General features: G+C 59.9%; 12 protein-coding genes. 5 read left to right on the top strand and 7 right to left on the bottom strand.

Translation table 11 applies throughout. The features are described from left to right. Positions 1-61: 61 nt before the first annotated feature. Entirely contained in the window at positions 62-658 is a 597-nt protein-coding gene (locus tag ACKVY0_RS08085; protein WP_409214294.1) for a TetR/AcrR family transcriptional regulator, read from the bottom strand. Between the two features lie 240 nt (positions 659-898). On the opposite strand from ACKVY0_RS08085, the gene ACKVY0_RS08080 reads away from it, so the two are divergent. Together ACKVY0_RS08080 and ACKVY0_RS08075 are read left to right on the top strand one after the other, a co-directional pair. Beyond that, positions 899-2,368, top strand: coding sequence for a sigma-54-dependent transcriptional regulator (locus ACKVY0_RS08080; protein WP_409214293.1), 1,470 nt, complete (start codon positions 899-901; stop codon positions 2,366-2,368). A gap of 9 nt (positions 2,369-2,377) precedes the next feature. Beyond that, the gene (locus tag ACKVY0_RS08075; protein ID WP_409214292.1) at positions 2,378-3,109 is read left to right on the top strand and encodes a Uma2 family endonuclease; all 732 of its coding nucleotides are present in this window, start codon (positions 2,378-2,380) and stop codon (positions 3,107-3,109) included. Here ACKVY0_RS08075 and queC read toward each other — a convergent pair. Then, positions 3,100-3,753: a 7-cyano-7-deazaguanine synthase QueC gene (queC, locus tag ACKVY0_RS08070; protein ID WP_409214291.1), complete on the bottom strand. Its 654-nt coding sequence runs from the start codon at positions 3,751-3,753 to the stop codon at positions 3,100-3,102. The two genes, ACKVY0_RS08075 and queC, sit on opposite strands and share 10 nt — an antisense overlap. Continuing rightward, positions 3,750-4,181 (bottom strand): preQ(1) synthase, encoded by a 432-nt coding sequence (queF, locus tag ACKVY0_RS08065; RefSeq protein ID WP_409214290.1) that lies wholly within the window; start codon positions 4,179-4,181, stop codon positions 3,750-3,752. The genes queC and queF overlap by 4 nt, the downstream gene beginning before the upstream one ends. Positions 4,182-4,260: 79 nt before the next feature. Between queF and ACKVY0_RS08060 the strand changes: the two genes are divergently transcribed. Further along, the gene (locus ACKVY0_RS08060) at positions 4,261-7,959 is read left to right on the top strand and encodes a DUF1553 domain-containing protein (protein WP_409214289.1); all 3,699 of its coding nucleotides are present in this window, start codon (positions 4,261-4,263) and stop codon (positions 7,957-7,959) included. A gap of 131 nt (positions 7,960-8,090) precedes the next feature. On the opposite strand, the gene ACKVY0_RS08055 is transcribed toward ACKVY0_RS08060, so the two are convergent. After that, the gene (locus ACKVY0_RS08055; protein ID WP_409214288.1) at positions 8,091-8,573 is read right to left on the bottom strand and encodes a Uma2 family endonuclease; all 483 of its coding nucleotides are present in this window, start codon (positions 8,571-8,573) and stop codon (positions 8,091-8,093) included. A gap of 179 nt (positions 8,574-8,752) precedes the next feature. On the opposite strand from ACKVY0_RS08055, the gene ACKVY0_RS08050 reads away from it, so the two are divergent. After that, positions 8,753-10,108, top strand: coding sequence for a DUF1501 domain-containing protein (locus ACKVY0_RS08050; RefSeq protein WP_409214414.1), 1,356 nt, complete (start codon positions 8,753-8,755; stop codon positions 10,106-10,108). A 191-nt stretch (positions 10,109-10,299) separates the two neighbouring features. Here ACKVY0_RS08050 and ACKVY0_RS08045 read toward each other — a convergent pair whose 3' ends face one another. The 3 genes from ACKVY0_RS08045 to ACKVY0_RS08035 form a co-directional block, all read right to left on the bottom strand. Continuing rightward, on the bottom strand, positions 10,300-11,673 hold the full coding sequence (locus ACKVY0_RS08045; RefSeq protein ID WP_409214287.1) for a Gfo/Idh/MocA family protein: 1,374 nt from the start codon (positions 11,671-11,673) through the stop codon (positions 10,300-10,302). A 150-nt stretch (positions 11,674-11,823) separates the two neighbouring features. Then, positions 11,824-12,300, bottom strand: a complete 477-nt coding sequence (locus tag ACKVY0_RS08040) for a molybdenum cofactor biosynthesis protein B (RefSeq protein WP_409214286.1) — start codon at positions 12,298-12,300, stop codon at positions 11,824-11,826. 51 nt (positions 12,301-12,351) lie between these two features. Continuing rightward, a complete protein-coding gene (locus ACKVY0_RS08035; RefSeq protein ID WP_409214285.1) occupies positions 12,352-14,763 on the bottom strand; it encodes a carboxy terminal-processing peptidase in 2,412 nt (803 codons plus the stop codon). A gap of 103 nt (positions 14,764-14,866) precedes the next feature. On the opposite strand from ACKVY0_RS08035, the gene ACKVY0_RS08030 reads away from it, so the two are divergent. Beyond that, positions 14,867-15,484 carry an MBL fold metallo-hydrolase gene (locus ACKVY0_RS08030; protein ID WP_409214284.1) on the top strand — a complete coding sequence of 206 codons (618 nt, stop codon included), beginning with the start codon at positions 14,867-14,869 and terminating at the stop codon, positions 15,482-15,484. The last annotated feature ends 144 nt before the right edge of the window (positions 15,485-15,628 follow it).

The following is a 15,628-nucleotide window of genomic DNA, read 5'->3' as shown; positions in this document are numbered from 1 at the left end:
CGCGTTGGTTTGGGTGAAAGTTGACCAGTTGGTTTAAAATGAGGGCAAAAGAGAGGCAGAATCAGGACTTCACGCCCAAAATGAGCCGGGCACCGGCTTCCATCGAATCGAGGTGCGTGAGATCGTTCCAGATGCGGGCCTGCGCGAGGAGGCCCTCGCCATAGGCAAACAGGATTCGTGCCAGCGCAGGTGCGTCAGGAGCCTGGATTACACCCTGGGCATGTGCATCGCGAATCGCTGACTCGTAATAGCACACAAACTGGCTCAAAATGTCCTGCAGCTTCTGCCGCAGCTTTTCATCCACCGTGCTGACCTCAGCGCCGAGCGTGTGGATCGGGCAGCCGAGTACGCGGCCGTGTTTCGCCTGCAATTCTCTCTGTTCGTCGGTGAAATCACGAAAGCACCGCCAGATGCGCTCTAACGGTGGCACGACCGGCGAAAACATCTCGTCGAGCTTCTTGCGGTGCTCCGTCCAGCCATGGTCGATGGCCGTGACCGCCAACTCGGTTTTGGACTCAAAAAAGTGGTAGAAACTGCCCTTCTTCACCCCGGCCCGCTCGCAAATCTGGTCCACCGACGTGCTGCCGTAGCTGCCCGTCCAGATCAATTCGAGCACGGCTTCGATCAGGCGTTCTTTGGCGGTGGAGGTGCGACCCATGAAGGCCTCTAAAGCGTTTACTAGACGTTCAGTCAACAATTCTTTCTGATTTGAGGCAAGCCTTGGAGGCATTCGTTTTACCGCAGAGGGGCAAAGAGGCAAAGGGCGCAGAGTTTTGCATCTGAATCTCTGCCCGCTCTGCTCCTCTGCATCTCTGCGGCAAGGCCGTTCTTGGTCATCCATTCGTCATTCTGATTTCGACATTCGTCATTTCCTCTTACCTGTGCCATTCCTTCACTCATGAATGACCAAGCCACTGTCCTCATCGTCGATGACGAAAAGCACACCCGCGACGGCCTGCGCCTGTCGTTGGAGGATGAGTTCGACTGCTACGTCGCCGCCAACGCCGCCGAGGCGATGGAATACCTGAGCAACGACCGCATCGACGTCATGCTCACTGACCTCCGTCTCGGCGAGGACAACGGCATGAAGCTCCTCGACTCCGCCTTGGCACTGCCGAAGCCACCCGTGTGCATCATGATGACCGCCTACGGCAGCGTGGACACCGCTGTGGAGGCCATGCGCCGTGGGGCTTATCACTTCGTCACCAAGCCGCTGAACCTGGATGAAGTGGAACTGCTCATCAAACGAGCGCTCCGCAGCCGCACCCTCGAAAGCGAAAACATTGCTCTCAAGCAGCAGGTCGAACGCAAATTCTCCATCGAAGGCATCCTCGGCCAGTCCGAGGTGATGAAGCCGATCATCGAAACGATCCAGCAGGTTGCCCCTTCCCGCGCCACCGTCTTGATCGAAGGCGAAAGCGGCACCGGCAAGGAACTTGTCGCCCGCGCCATTCACAATCTCAGCGGAAGGCCGAAAGCGAACATCGTCTCCGTCCACTGCGCTGCCCTCTCGCCGCAGATCCTCGAAAGCGAGCTGTTCGGCCACGAAAAAGGTGCCTTCACGGGTGCCCAAGAACGCCGCATCGGCCGCTTCGAACAGGCGAACGGCGGCACGCTCTTCCTTGATGAAATTGGCGAGATCGACGCCTCCACGCAGGTGAAGCTGCTCCGCGCCCTCGGCGAGCAGACCATCGAACGCGTCGGCAGCAGCAAGCCGATCCAGATCGACGTCCGCGTCATTGCCGCCACGAACCGCGACCTCGCGAAGATGGTCGAGGACGGCAAATTCCGCGAAGACCTCTACTGGCGGTTGCGCGTCGTCACGCTCCAACTGCCGCCGCTGCGGGACCGAAAGAGCGACATCGCGGTGCTGGCCGAACATTTCCTCAAGGAACTCGCCAAGGCCAACGGCAAGGCCTACAAGCCGCTCGGCGAAGATGCCATGCCCGCGCTGATGAAATACGACTGGCCCGGCAACATCCGCGAACTCCGCGCCGCCATCGAACACGGCGTCGTCATGAGCAATAGCAACCGCGTGATGCTCAAACACCTGCCGTCCTACCTGCTCAATCCTCATGGCCTCGGCATCGGCCTGCGTGTTCCATCGTTGAATCAGGCCAAAACCGCCGCAGCACCCGCCGATCCTGCGATCAAGCCCAAGAGCGACCTCGACATCACCGAAGTCGAACACCAGCTCATTCTCCAAGCCCTCCAGCGCAGCGGCAATAACCGCACCGTCGCCGCCGAGATGCTCGGCATGAGCCGCCGCACCCTTCAGCGCAAGCTCAAGGACTTGAACATGGTCCGCACCCACCGCAGGCGCACGACACCGAACGCCAGCATCGACAAACCAGACGCCGGAGCGTAATCTCTCGCCATGCCGCCAGCAGTCCTCGAAGCCCCCAAGCCGCAGCAGCGCGTCTTCCCAGACGAGATTCCGCCGCTGGAAAACGGCGACCATCTTGCCGCCGCCGAATTCCTGCGCCGCTACGAAGCGATGCCGGAGGTGAAGAAGGCCGAACTCATCCAAGGCGTGGTTTATCTTATGGCATCCCCAGTCCGCATCGATCTACACGGCGACCCTGACAGTTTGGCCCAAGGCTGGCTGTTCACCTACGCCGCCCATACCCGTGGTGTGAAAAGCAGCACCAATGCCACGAATCGTCTCGGACCGGACGACATCCCCCAGCCCGACGGCATGCTGCGCCTCCTGCCGCAGTATGGCGGGCAGGCGAAGGTGGACGCCAAAGGCTATCTCTGCGGTGCCGCCGAACTCGTGGTCGAAGTGGCCGCCAGCAGCGCGTCCGTGGACACCCGTGAAAAATTCACCACCTACCGCCGTGCCCGCGTGCAGGAATACCTCGTCTGGCGCACGCGTGATCAGGCCGTGGACTGGTGGGTCATGGAGGATGACGAGTACCTTCGTCTTGAACCTGATGCGGACGGCATTTTGCGCAGCCGCACGTTCCCCGGCCTCTGGTTGAACGTGCCCGCCCTCATCGCCGAGGACAGCGGCGCGCTGCTTGCCACCCTGCAGCAAGGTCTTGCTTCAGAAGCGCATCAGGCGTTCAACGCCGCTCTTGCCGCCAAGGCGGCTGCTCAGTCGTAAACCGTTGGATCATCCAATCCTGCGAGCGCAAACGCCTCGATGCGCTCCACGCACGTCCCGCACTTCCCGCAGTGCAAATCGCCGCCTTTGTAGCACGACCACGTCTTGCCGTAATCGACTCCCAGCGCCGCGCCGAGCTTCGCGATGCCCGCTTTGTCGAGATGGATGAACGGGCGCAGCAGTTCGATGCGCGCATACGTCCCCTCGCGCATCGCGGCGGCCATGCCCTGCATGAACGGCTCGCGGCAGTCGGGGTAGATCGTGTGATCACCCGCATGCGCCGCGATCACCAGCGCTTCAGCCTCACGACTCTCCGCAATCCCACACGCGATGGCGAGCATGATGCCGTTGCGAAACGGCACCACCGTCTTCTTCATCGTTACATCGGTATAATGGCCATCCGGCACTTCGCCGCCTGACTTGAGCAAGTCGGAGGCGAACAGCCGGTTCACGAAGTCGAGGTCGATGATGTCATGCCTCACATCCGCTTGCGCGCAATGCCACGCCGCCAGCGGAATCTCGCGGTGATTGTGCTTCGCACCGTAATCAAAGCTCACCGCACCGACGACCTCGTGTTCCTGCCGCGCCCAGTACAGCGCGGTCACGGAATCCATCCCGCCTGAGAGCAGCACCAGTGTTTTCATTCCGGCAGTCGCAGCGTTTCGTCGATGTCCGGATGCCGCGCCTCGCAGGTGAGCTGAATGCCCCCGCGCGCGCCAAATTTACCACGCACCACAACTTGCTTCGGTGCGCAGGCTTTGACGATGTCATCGAGCACGCGATTGACGATCGCCTCATTGAACGAGGCGTGATTGCGATACGAGGCGAGGTAGAACTTGAGCGACTTCGTCTCGATGCACGTGGCTTCAGGAATGTAGAGGATTTCAAGATGCGCCGAGTCCGGCTGGCCCGTCACGGGGCAGATGGAGCTGAACTCCGGCGCACTGAGATGAATGCGGTAATTGCGTCCGGGCGTGCGGTTCGGGAACGTCTCCAGCACCGCCACATCGGGCGACGCTGGCAGGCGGTTTTCGGATCTTCCGAGCAGTGTGAGGTCTGTTTCCTGGCTCATGTGGCCGGAGAATGGCCGTGGCCTGACAGATTGCAATCGTGCGATAGCTTCACGCGACCAGCCGCGTCTATTTTCATCCATGTTTCGCCCCATTCTTGCCACGCTGCTCACCGCGCCGCTGCTCCATGCCACGCCCGCGCAGATCGAGTTCTTCGAATCGAAGATCCGCCCCATCCTCGCGCAGGAGTGCTACGAATGCCACAGCGCCGCCACGAAGAAGAAGGGCGGCCTGCTGCTCGACTCCCGTGCCGGCTGGCAGGCCGGTGGTGAGTCCGGTGATGTCATCAAGCCCGGCAATCCAGACGCATCACTGCTGATTCAAACCATCAAGCACGAGCACGAAGATCTCAAGATGCCCAAAGCCGGTGCCAAGCTCGACGACCAGGTCATCGCCGACTTCGAGCAATGGATTCGCGACGGTGCCGCCGATCCACGCGATGTGGCTCCGTCCAAGGAGCAAGTCGCCAAAGAGACCGACTGGAAAGCCATCCTCGAACGCCGCAAGCAGTGGTGGGCGTTTCAAAAGATAAAAGCTGAAAACTCAAAGCTGAAAACCATCGATGACTACCTCGACGCCGAGCTTGCCAGACAAAAGATCCATCCCGCTCCGTCCGCTGATGAGCAGACGCTTCGCCGTCGCGTGAGCTACGTCCTCACCGGTCTTCCACCCCATGAGTCCAATAGGTCGTATAAGACCTATTCGTCCTATTTAGACAGCTTGTTAAACTCCCCCGCCTTCGGCGAAAAATGGGCCCGCCACTTCATGGACTGGGTGCGCTACGCCGAGTCCTACGGCTCTGAGGGAGACCCCGCCATCCCCTACGCTTACCGTTACCGCGACTACCTCATCCGCGCCTTCAATGACGACGTGCCCTATCCGCAACTCGTCCAAGAAGCCATCGCCGGTGATCTGCTGCCAAAGCCGCGCCTCAACAACGGCCTCAACGAAAGCGCCATCGGTATCGCTCAACTCCGCATGGTGCTCCACGGCTTCTCACCGGTCGATTCGCTCGATGAAATGGTCACCTTCACCGACAACCAGATCGACACCGTCACCAAGGCATTCCAGGCCCTCACCGTCTCCTGTGCACGCTGTCACAACCACAAGTTCGACGCCATCTCACAGGCCGACTTCTACGCCCTCTACGGCATCTTCACCAGCACCCACCCCGCCGTCATCGACGTGAACGCCCCTGGCACCGGTGACGCCATCCGCGCTGAACTCACCAAGCTCAAAGAGCAGATCAAAGCCACCCTCATCAAAAACTGGCTCACCACCCAAAAAGATCCGTCCAATCAGACCGATCAGACCGATCCTTCCCCAAAACCCGCCTTCATCTTCCACGGCCTCCCTCACTCAAAGCCAGGCGAATTCGCCATCACCGACGGTGGTCTCCGCATTTACCCCAGCGGCTATTTCTCCGATCTCATCTCCACGCAGGACCGCGCCGTGCTCTTCACGGATCGCTTCAAAAATCCCGGAGGCACGCTGTGGTTCCGCGTCGCTGGAAACGGCGGTGTGAAGGCCAAATACGTCGTCCAAAACTACCCGCGCACCGGCACCATCCACAAAGCCATCGAACTCAAAGACACCAAGGACGAGCAGCTCGGCTGGCGCTCGCTTGATCTCGAATTCTGGAAGGACGACGAGATCTTCCTGCAACTCACCACCGCCGCAGACATGCCTGCGGAGTTCAAAGATGGCCGCTCCTGGTTCGCCCTCACCGACGCCGTCATCACGAAGGACAAAACACCGCCTGCTGTAGCGCGGAATTCCCATTCCGCGACGCCCCGTCAGCTCTTGGAGGCCTGGAAGTCCAACACCCTCACCGGCTCCCAAGCCGAGGCCCTCAACGCCCTCGTCCAATCCAACAAGCTCTCCACCAAACCCGCCGCCGACCTCCTCAAACGCTACCGCGACCTCGAAGCCACTCTCCCCGCGCCCACCCGCGTCCCTGGCGTGATCGAAGCCGATGCCAAAGACGCCGCCCTCTTCGTTCGTGGCGATCACAAACAGCCCGCCGAGATCGTCCCACGCCGATTCCTTGATGCGCTCGATCCCACGCCCTTCAAGACCAGCGGCAGCGGTCGCCTCGAACTCGCCGAGCGCATGGCGGACATGAAGCACAACCCGCTTACCGCACGCGTCATCGTGAACCGTCTTTGGCATCACGTCTTCGGCCGCGGCATCGTTGCCAGCACCGACAACTTCGGCAAGCTCGGCGATCTGCCCACGCACCCTGAGTTGCTCGACTTCCTCGCCCAGCGCTTCATCGACAGCGGCGGCTCGATCAAGGCGATGCTGAAGCTCATGGTGTCATCGAAGGCGTTTCAAAGAAGTGCTCAGTGCTCAGTGCTTAGTGCTCAGAAGGACCCGGAGAACAAGCTGCTGAGCCATTGGAGCATTCGCAGGCTCGAAGCGGAGGCGATTCGAGATTCCATCCTCACTTTGTCCGGCAAGCTCGATCCCACGCTTTATGGCGAATCCGTTGGCAACGGCGATCCACGCCGCAGCATCTACGTCAAAGTCATCCGCAACTCGCTCGATCCCTTCCTCACCACTTTCGACTCGCCCGTTCCCTTCAGCACGCGCGGCAAACGCGACACCACCAACGTCCCCGCGCAATCACTCACCTTGCTCAATGACGCCCGCGTCATCGACTGGTCGCGCAGTTGGGCCATTCGAATGATCAACGACGACAAAAATCGCACCGACGATCTCCGCATTCGCCAAATGTTCCGCCAAGCCTACTCCCGCGACGCCAGCGACGACGAAGTGAAGCAAAGCCTCGCCTACCTCGCCACCCTTCAGCAGGAAAGCAGCGTGCAAGCCCGCGAACTCGCCCTGCAGGAGGGAAAAGTCACCGCCTTAAACCACCAGATCACCGCCATCCTCGATCCTGCGCGCACCAAACTGCTCGCAGGCCGCCCATCCGTCCCATCTGTCCTATCCGTCCCATCTCCACTCGCCGAATGGACCTTCGATCACGACGCCAAAGACACCCAAGGCCGCCTCAACCTCGAACTCGTCGGCACCGCCCGAGTCGAAAACGGCGCGCTCATTGTCGATGGCAAATCCATGGCCAAATCCGGCTCCTTGCCGAAAAAACTCACCGCCAAGACCCTCGAAGCATGGGTCATGCTCGACAACCTCACCCAGCGCGGCGGCGGCGTGTTTACCGTGCAGGGCAAAGACGGCGTGCTCTTCGATTCCATCGTCTTTGCCGAAAAAACGCCCGCGCATTGGGTCGCTGGCAGCAACTTCTTCGAGCGCAGCGAACTCTTCGAAGGCCCCGCCGAAACCGAAGCCGCCACACGTCCCGTCCACATCGCCATCGTCTATCAGCCCGATGGCACCATCAGCGGCTACCGCGATGGCAAACCCTACGGTCGCACCTACCGCAAAGCCCCCGCCGCCGTCTTTGAAACCGAAGCCAGCCAAGTCCTCCTCGGCTGCCGCCACGGCTCTCCTTCCGGCAACAAAGGCCTCAGCGGTCGCATCTTCCGCGCCCGCCTCTACGACCGCGCTATGACGCCCGAAGAAATCGCCAAGACCGCCCGCATCGAATCCAGCACTATATCCGAAGCCGACATCCTCGCTACACTTTCAACCGATCAGCGCACTCAACTCACACGCCTTCAATCGCAACGCGATCTCCTCGCCAAGACACTCGAATCCACTCGCAGTACCGCCGCTGGCACGGACCCTGTGCTTCAAGCCTGGGCAAGCCTCGCGCAATCACTGATCAACCTGAAGGAGTTCATCTACCTTCGATGAAAGCACTCCCAAACATCGCGCCAGCGTCCTGGAGTGCGCCGGACCTCCGGCGCTTTCGAATGTCCCTAGGCCTCCGCAAAGCTCCAGAGGGCTGGAGCACTCCAAGACGCTCACGCGCACACGAGGGAACCTCACCACTCAAACTTCACCGGAAAGTCCGGGCAGAGCTTCGAGTTCGTCACCTCGGGCACATCATGCCTGTAGAAGGTCATTTTCCCGTCTTCGTCACAGAACCAGACTTCCTCGGCTCCACGGGCAAAGTAGAGCTGCATCTTGCCCATCATCTCGACAACGCTGTTGGAATAGGAACGGACTTCGACACAAATCTCCGGCGAGATGGGCATCGTGAACGCACGACGATGCGGTGCCAATCGCTCCTTCGATACCCAGGCCACGTCAGGGACTTTGATGCCGTCACTGGTTTCCACCGCACATTCCGTGATGACACGACCACTAGGCAACATCTCCGCCAATTTTCGGGCGATGTCCGACTGATAACCCCCGTGCCAGTTCGATGCAGGACTCATGACGATTTGGTTATAGCGGTTCGTTTCAATCTTATAGGGCAAATCCCGCAAGGTCGGGTCTTCACAGATGTCTTTCCAGGTGCGCATGGGGTAATGATGCCTCTCGGACCGGTTTTCCGCAACATTCAATTACCCCGCTCATGAACGCCGCATCCGCCTCTCGTAGATTCGACTGGCAGTCGAATCCGAATCACCTAGCGGCTTCGATTGCCAATCGAAGCTACAGCCGCCGCCTCCTCCTCTCCCGCGCTTCCACCGGCTTCGGCATGGCCGCTCTTGCTGGTCTCATGCAGGAAGAATCCCAGGCCGCACTCGTGAATCGAGCCAAGCGTTTCGCGCCGAAGGCACGCAGCGTCATCTTCCTCTACATGAGCGGCGGGGCGTCGCATGTCGATTCGTTCGATCACAAGCCGATGCTCAAGAAGTTCGAGGGCAAACCGATGCCGGGAGCCGTCAAAAAGACGCAGTTCAACAACAACGGCACTGTCCAGCCTTCGCACTGGGACTTCAAACGCTACGGGCAGTCGGGCCTTGAAGTGAGCGATCTCTTCCCGCAGATCGGCGGCGTGGCGGATGACCTCTGCATGATCCGCAGCATGACCGCGAAGTTCAGCGAGCATGCGCAGGGGAATTTCTTCATGCACACCGGCTTTCCCTTCCTCGGCTTCCCCAGTGCCGGAGCTTGGACGAGTTACGGCCTCGGCACCGAGTCACGCGATCTCCCCGGCTACGTCGTGCTGCAAAGCGGCGGCGCAGCGACTCCACATGGCGGCGTGGGACTGTTCAGCAACGGCTTCCTGCCCGCGCAGCATCAGGCCAGCGTCGTGAAAGCCGATGAAGCCGAAGCCGTCACCAACATCCGTCCGCGTCAGCCGCAGGACATGCAGAGGCGACAACTCGACTTCATCGGCGCGATGGACAAACGCTTCGCCAGCACCACGCAGCACGACATGCACGTCGAGGCCGCCATTTCGAACTACGAGATGGCCTGGCGCATGCAATCCGCCGTGCCCGACCTCTGCGACATCTCCGGCGAAACCGAGGCGACGAAGAAACTCTACGGCCTCGACGATCCCGAGCCGAAAAAAGCCGCCTACGCACGCCAGTGCCTGCTTGCGCGTCGTTTAGTCGAACGCGGTGTGCGCTTCATCGAACTCAGCACGCTCGCCTACAACCTCGGCGGCGGCAACGGAGCCAATCCATGGGACCACCACGGTGCTATCAAAGAAGGCCACGGCAAGATGGCCAACCAGATCGACCAACCCATCGCCGCGCTCATCAAAGACCTTCGCTCACGCGGCCTGCTCGACAGCACCCTGCTCGTCTGGGCTGGCGAATTCGGCCGCACGCCCTTCGCGCAAGGCAACAACGGCCGCGACCACAACCCCTACGGCTTCACCGTCTGGATGGCCGGTGGCGGCATCAAAGGCGGTCACGTTTACGGCTCCACCGATGAATTCGGCTACAACGCCACCGAAAACGTCTGCACCGTCTATGACATGTGGGCCACCGTGCTCCATCAAATGGGCATCGACCACGAACAACTGACCTACCGCTTCAGCGGCCGCGACCTGCGGCTCACCGATGTGCATGGGAATGTACTGGGCGATGTGATCGCGTAGCCACTCTCGCCAGAGAGTGGATCTGGCGTGCTTGGGTGAACGTTGCTCCATCTTCTGGCGAAGATGGCTACGCTTCGAGCTTCCACGGGCCGCGATACTCGCGACCGAGGAGCTTACAGAGTAGCCGCTCTCGCCAGAGAGTGGATTTGGCGTGCTTGGGTGAACGTTCCTCCATCTTCTGGCGAAGATGGCTACGCTTCGAGCTTCCACGGGCCGCGATACTCGCGACCGAGCAGCTTGCTGGCGTCAGCATCACCGATGATTTCTTCTTTGACCGGATCCCATTTGATAGATCGGCCAGTCAGGAAGGAAATGAGGGCGAGATGACCGGGCGTGGCGCTGCGGTGGGCGGTTTCGACGGGCGTGACAGTAGGTTGGCGGCTTTTCACGCAGTCCAGGAAGTTGCGGTGATGGCCCTTGGTCTCGTAGAGACGTGTCTTGATCACATCGTCGCCGAGTTTCGGTGCAGTGGCGGCCTCGATGACTTTGGCGTCCGGCTTGTCGCTCTCACGTTTCTTGATGACCTTCTTCAATTCGGGATTCGATGAATCGTAGCTGCCACGGTTCACATGCACCCAGCCGTCGGTGCCGATCCATTTGGTGCCCATGGCAATGTCTGCGTGACCACCGGCGATGGTCATAGTGATGTCGCCAGCATACTTGGCTTCGGCACGATACTTGGTGGCGGTGTTCCAGATGTCGGTGCGCGGCGGCATGTCCACCTGGCTGGGGTTCACTTCAATCGGGCCGCTGCTGTCCATGTCCATGCCCCAATGGGCGATGTCGCAATGGTGGCCGATCCAGTCGAGGAGCTGGCCGCCGCCGATGTTGTAGTCCCAGCGCCAGTTTTTGTGAATGCGGCACTCGATGTAGTCCTGCATCGTCGCCGGGCCGATCCACATCTCGTAATCGAGTTCGGCGGGCGGTGGTGTCACTGAACGCTTGTCTTTCGTGCCGGCGAAGTCGTTGTGACCGCTAGGCAGGCCGACATGCACTTCCTTGAGCTTGCCAATGAGGCCGTTGCGCACAATTTCGGCCCCAATACGGAAGTTGTTCTCGCTGCGCTGCCAGGAGCCGGTCTGCCAGATGCGGCCGTGCTTCTGCACGGCTTTCACGATGGCCTGCTGCTCGGCGATGGTACGTGCGAGCGGCTTTTCACCGTAAATGTCCTTGCCGTTCTTTGCCGCTTCGATGGCGGTGAGCGCGTGCCAGTTGTCCGGCAGGGCGAGCATGACGGTGTCGATGTCCTTGCGGGCCATGACCTCGCGGTAGTCGTGGTAGCCTTTGCAATCCGTGTTCTTGTAGGCACCATTGATGGTGTTGAGGGCTTTTTTGAGATTGCCTTGGTGGATATCGCAGGCGGCGACGATCTGGCAGTCCTGTTCCTGGAGGAATTTGGCGGTGTTGCCTGGCCCCATCATGCCCCAGCCGAAGACGGCCATGGTGATCTTGTTGGAAGGAGCATTCTGACCGAGCACGCTGGCCGGAATGATGGTCGGAAAACCGATGGCGGCGGCGGACTTCGTGAGGAACTGACGACGGGAGGAAACAGGGATGCGTTTCATGGTGGTGGTTTGGCTGATGAATGTGTTTTAATCGAAAGATAGGCTGCAAGTCCAGCGCAAACAAAGCGGAGTGATGGAGTACTGGAGTTTTGGAGGGAAGCTCTCAACACCCATTTCTCCATTCCTCCCCCCTCCATGGTCTTTTCCGCCTCAGCAACTCGTCGGCACTCGTTGCGCGAGTTTGACGGTATGAGGGATGGCACCAAGGACAAATCCGAGGCAATCGACGGCACCCAGGGGCTTGCCGGGCAGAGCAATGACGAGGCTGCGGTCCACGATGGCGGCCAGGCAGCGGGAGAGGATGGCGTTGGGCGTGAGGGCGAGCGACTTCATGCGCATGAGTTCGCCAAAGCCGGGAATCTCGACGCGCATGATGGCACGAATGGCCTCGGGGGTGACATCGCGCTCGGCGACGCCAGTGCCGCCGGTGGTGAGGATGAGGCCGCAGCCTTGAGCGCTGAAGGAACGGATGGCGTCCTGGATGCGCATCAGTTCATCGGGCACGATGGCCTCGGCACTGACGCTCCAGCCATAACCTTCGGCGGCTTCACGCAACGCGGGGCCGCCGAGATCGTCATAGACACCCTGACTGGCACGGTCGGAGACGGTGATGATGCCGACTTGCATGCAGAAGACGCTGCCAGTTCAAATTGAAGGCGATCCTAGCAACCTGGTTGCTTATTGGGCCTGGGGCTTGGCGGAGACCTGGGTTTTCTCTTCGGTCTTGGCGGCCGTGGTGGGCGCATGGTCAAGTTCGACGAGATCGCGGAGGATGTGGATGGTCTCCAGTTTCACGGGTTCGACGCCGTAGGGGAATTTGGAGCCGTCGTTGGAATTGTCATCATCCTTGGCGGCGGTGCGCATGCCAGAGTTCATTTCCTTAGTGAAGGCGGAGTCGGGCACGAGGTCGGGCTTGTCCACGTTGTCGAGCGTCAGATGATAAGTCATAAAGCCAGCGGCCTTGATGCGGTCGGCGGTTTCTTTGGTGCGCTGTTCGCGTTCGTCGTTCTGCTTGTCGCGACGGACTTCGGTGTCCATGCGCTCTTTCTCACGGTCCTGGAGGTTCAGGGTGACGATGTTGCGGTCGATTTTTTCTTTGAGGCGCTTGGATTCGTCCACGACGTACTGGAACTCAGGATTGGCGGCGATGCGGCTTTTCACACGGGAGTTGATTTCCTCAATGGGGAACGGGTCTTTGCGGAACAGCGGGTATTTGCGCGGCGGGATGGTGTCGTAAGGCAGCGGGTTTTCGGCGGCGGATTCGCCGATGTCGAGGACATCGCGGATCGAGGGGAGGGGGATGTCTGCCTCAACGCCTTTGAGCTGGGTGGAACCGCCGGCGATGCGGTAGAACTTCTGAATGGTGACCTTGAGGTCTCCGGCGTTCTTTTTGTCGCTGAAGAAAGGCATGTAGCGCTCAACGGGCAGGATGGTCTGCACGGTGCCTTTGCCGAAGCTGGACTTGTCACCAACGATGAGGGCGCGGCGATAGTCCTGGAGGGCAGCGGCCAGAATTTCGGAGGCGGAAGCGCTGGCCTTGTTGGTGAGGACTATCATGGGGCCGTCATAAACGGGCTTTTCGTTTTCGCAGTCGCGCCAGGAGATGCTGCCGCGCCAATCTTTGGCCTGCACGACGGGACCAGCGGGAACAAAGAGACCGGTGAGCTTGATGGCTTCATCCAGAGAGCCGCCGCCGTTGTCGCGCAGGTCGAGGACGAGGCCGTCGATCTTTTCCTTCATGAGGCGGCGGAGCAGGCGCTCCACGTCCACCGTGGTGCTGACCGCGCCGTTGTCCATGTCAGCGTAGAAGTTGGAGAGATTGATCCAGCCTACTTTGAGAGTCTTGCCGAGATCAGGCGGGGTGACGAGGAGTTCGGCATTGGCGAGCTTTTCTTTGAGCGGCACCTGATCGCGCACGATGGCGATGACTTTGTTGCCAGAAGGATCGTCGGCGGGAACGATCTTGATGCGGACGGTGGTGCCCTTCTCGCCGCGGATCATATCGACGATCTTCTGCAGCTTGAGGTACTTCACATCGACAAATTCTTCTTCGCCCTGGGCGACGGCGATGATGCGGTCGTTGAGCTTGAGGATGCCCTGCTTGTCGGCCGGGCCACCGACGACGATGCCCTGAATCTCTGCGCCGTCGTCCTTCTGGCCGAGCAGTGCGCCGATGCCGACGAGCTGGTGCGACATGTGGATTTTGAAGTTGTCGGCCTCGTCGGTGCTCATGTACTCGGTGTGCGGGTCATACGCGGTGGCGAGGCTGGAAAGGAAGTAGTTCACGACATCCTTGCTGTCGTTTTCCTCGATGCTTTCGAGCAGGCGCTCGTAGTCTTTGAGGACACGTTCTTTGGGCGTCATGTCCTTCTCGTCTTTTTCCTTCTTGGCATCGGTTTTGGCGATGACTTTCGGAGCGTCAGGGGCGGCGGCCTTCTCAGGAGCGGTGACCTTCGGTGCCTCCACCACCGCCGGCGTTGCGCCGCTGGCTTCTGGCTTGGAATTAGACGCAGATGCATCCGCTTTTTTAGCGGCGGCTTTCTCGGCCTTCTTCTTTTCATCACGCACACGCGCTTCATCGACGAGGCGTTCGGCGAGGAGGTTGTCCTCAATGATGTCGAGCCAGATCTGGTCCTGCGCGGCTTTGTCTTTCGGCCACGGGGCTTTGTCGCGCTTGATTTCGATACTGCGCTTGGAGTCGAAGGTGAACTTCTCGTTCTCGATGGCCTTTTTGATGAAGGCGACACGGTCTTTCACACGCTCCTTATAGATGTCGTAGATTTCCAGAGCGGGGCTGATGTTCCGCATCAGCACATGGTCATCAAGCGTGGTGTCGTACTTGTCCTTGAAGCCCGTCACATCCTGCTCGGTGAAGAAGATGTGCTTGAAGTCGAGCATGTTCAGATAGTTGTGCAGCATGGTACCGGACACCTTGTCGTCGAAGTCCTGCTTCGAGTAATGGTGGTTCTGCAGCATGTAGGCCACGTGCATGGCGACCTGGCCGAAATTCGTCTCCGCTTGCGCCGAGGGAATGAGTAGCGCGAGGGCGGAGGCCGCTGCCGCGACGGGGGTGAGAAGGAATCGATTCATGGGGGTGTCCTGAACTATAACGAGCCTCGCGGCCACATTTGCTTGGAGATTTTGCCTTTTCCGAGTTGAAAAGTCCAACGCTTTCCCGTCTTTCGCAGTTCCCATGCCTGAAATCCTCACCTATACCGGCGGCATCGCCGCCACGAACGGTTACCTGCTCCAACTGCCCGGTGGCCACGTGCTGGTGGATGCGCCCGATGGCATCGCAGGCTGGCTCAAGCAACAAAACCTGCGCGTCGATGTGCTTTTCCTTACCCACCAGCATTTCGACCATGTTCTGGATGCCGCTGCGGTCAAAGCGCAGCACGGCTGTCGTATCTACGCCTTTGCGCCCTTTTCACGCGATCTGACCCTGGAGCGACTCTACGGGGCGATGACAGGCAGTGCCTTCTCCGTGCCAGAATTTGAGGTCGATGAAGTGCTCGAAGGCAAGGACACGCTGGATACCGTCGGCGAAACGTGGCGGCTCTACCATGTGCCCGGCCATTCGCCAGACAGCGTGTGCTTTCATCTTGAAACGCAAAACCTGCTCTTCGGCGGCGACGTGCTGTTTCTCGACGGGATTGGCCGCACCGACTTCCCCGGCGGCTCCACGCAGCAGCTTCTCAGCGGCATCGAAACGAAGCTGTTCCCCCTTCCCGACGCCACCCGTGTCTTCCCGGGCCACGGTGACGACACGACTATTGGCCGCGAACGGCTGGAGAATCCGTTCCTCTCCTGAAATTCGTCATTCGACATTCAATGTCGTTAAGTTAAGGCAGAGGCAAGACAAAGGGATTGAAAAGCCGGGATGATGGGCCAGATAGAGAAGCGCTGGAAGCCTTGATTTCAGGGGATTCGAGCGACTATAACCACCATGGACCTC

This window comes from Prosthecobacter sp. (assembly GCF_046154365.1).
GTDB lineage: Bacteria > Verrucomicrobiota > Verrucomicrobiia > Verrucomicrobiales > Verrucomicrobiaceae > Prosthecobacter.
The sequence above is the reverse complement of the archived record's forward strand: the minus strand, read 5'-3'. Positions and strand labels throughout refer to the sequence as shown.

What these genes read in the sequence shown, in the direction of transcription:
- ACKVY0_RS08035 (WP_409214285.1), bottom strand. Translation starts at nt 14,763, where the DNA reads ATGAATCGATTCCTTCTCACCCCCGTCGCGGCAGCGGCCTCCGCCCTC.
- ACKVY0_RS08075 (WP_409214292.1), top strand. Translation starts at nt 2,378, where the DNA reads ATGCCGCCAGCAGTCCTCGAAGCCCCCAAGCCGCAGCAGCGCGTCTTC.
- ACKVY0_RS08045 (WP_409214287.1), bottom strand. Translation starts at nt 11,673, where the DNA reads ATGAAACGCATCCCTGTTTCCTCCCGTCGTCAGTTCCTCACGAAGTCC.
- queC (WP_409214291.1), bottom strand. Translation starts at nt 3,753, where the DNA reads ATGAAAACACTGGTGCTGCTCTCAGGCGGGATGGATTCCGTGACCGCG.
- ACKVY0_RS08055 (WP_409214288.1), bottom strand. Translation starts at nt 8,573, where the DNA reads ATGCGCACCTGGAAAGACATCTGTGAAGACCCGACCTTGCGGGATTTG.
- ACKVY0_RS08030 (WP_409214284.1), top strand. Translation starts at nt 14,867, where the DNA reads ATGCCTGAAATCCTCACCTATACCGGCGGCATCGCCGCCACGAACGGT.
- ACKVY0_RS08060 (WP_409214289.1), top strand. Translation starts at nt 4,261, where the DNA reads ATGTTTCGCCCCATTCTTGCCACGCTGCTCACCGCGCCGCTGCTCCAT.
- ACKVY0_RS08080 (WP_409214293.1), top strand. Translation starts at nt 899, where the DNA reads ATGAATGACCAAGCCACTGTCCTCATCGTCGATGACGAAAAGCACACC.
- ACKVY0_RS08085 (WP_409214294.1), bottom strand. Translation starts at nt 658, where the DNA reads ATGGGTCGCACCTCCACCGCCAAAGAACGCCTGATCGAAGCCGTGCTC.
- ACKVY0_RS08040 (WP_409214286.1), bottom strand. Translation starts at nt 12,300, where the DNA reads ATGCAAGTCGGCATCATCACCGTCTCCGACCGTGCCAGTCAGGGTGTC.
- queF (WP_409214290.1), bottom strand. Translation starts at nt 4,181, where the DNA reads ATGAGCCAGGAAACAGACCTCACACTGCTCGGAAGATCCGAAAACCGC.
- ACKVY0_RS08050 (WP_409214414.1), top strand. Translation starts at nt 8,753, where the DNA reads ATGGCCGCTCTTGCTGGTCTCATGCAGGAAGAATCCCAGGCCGCACTC.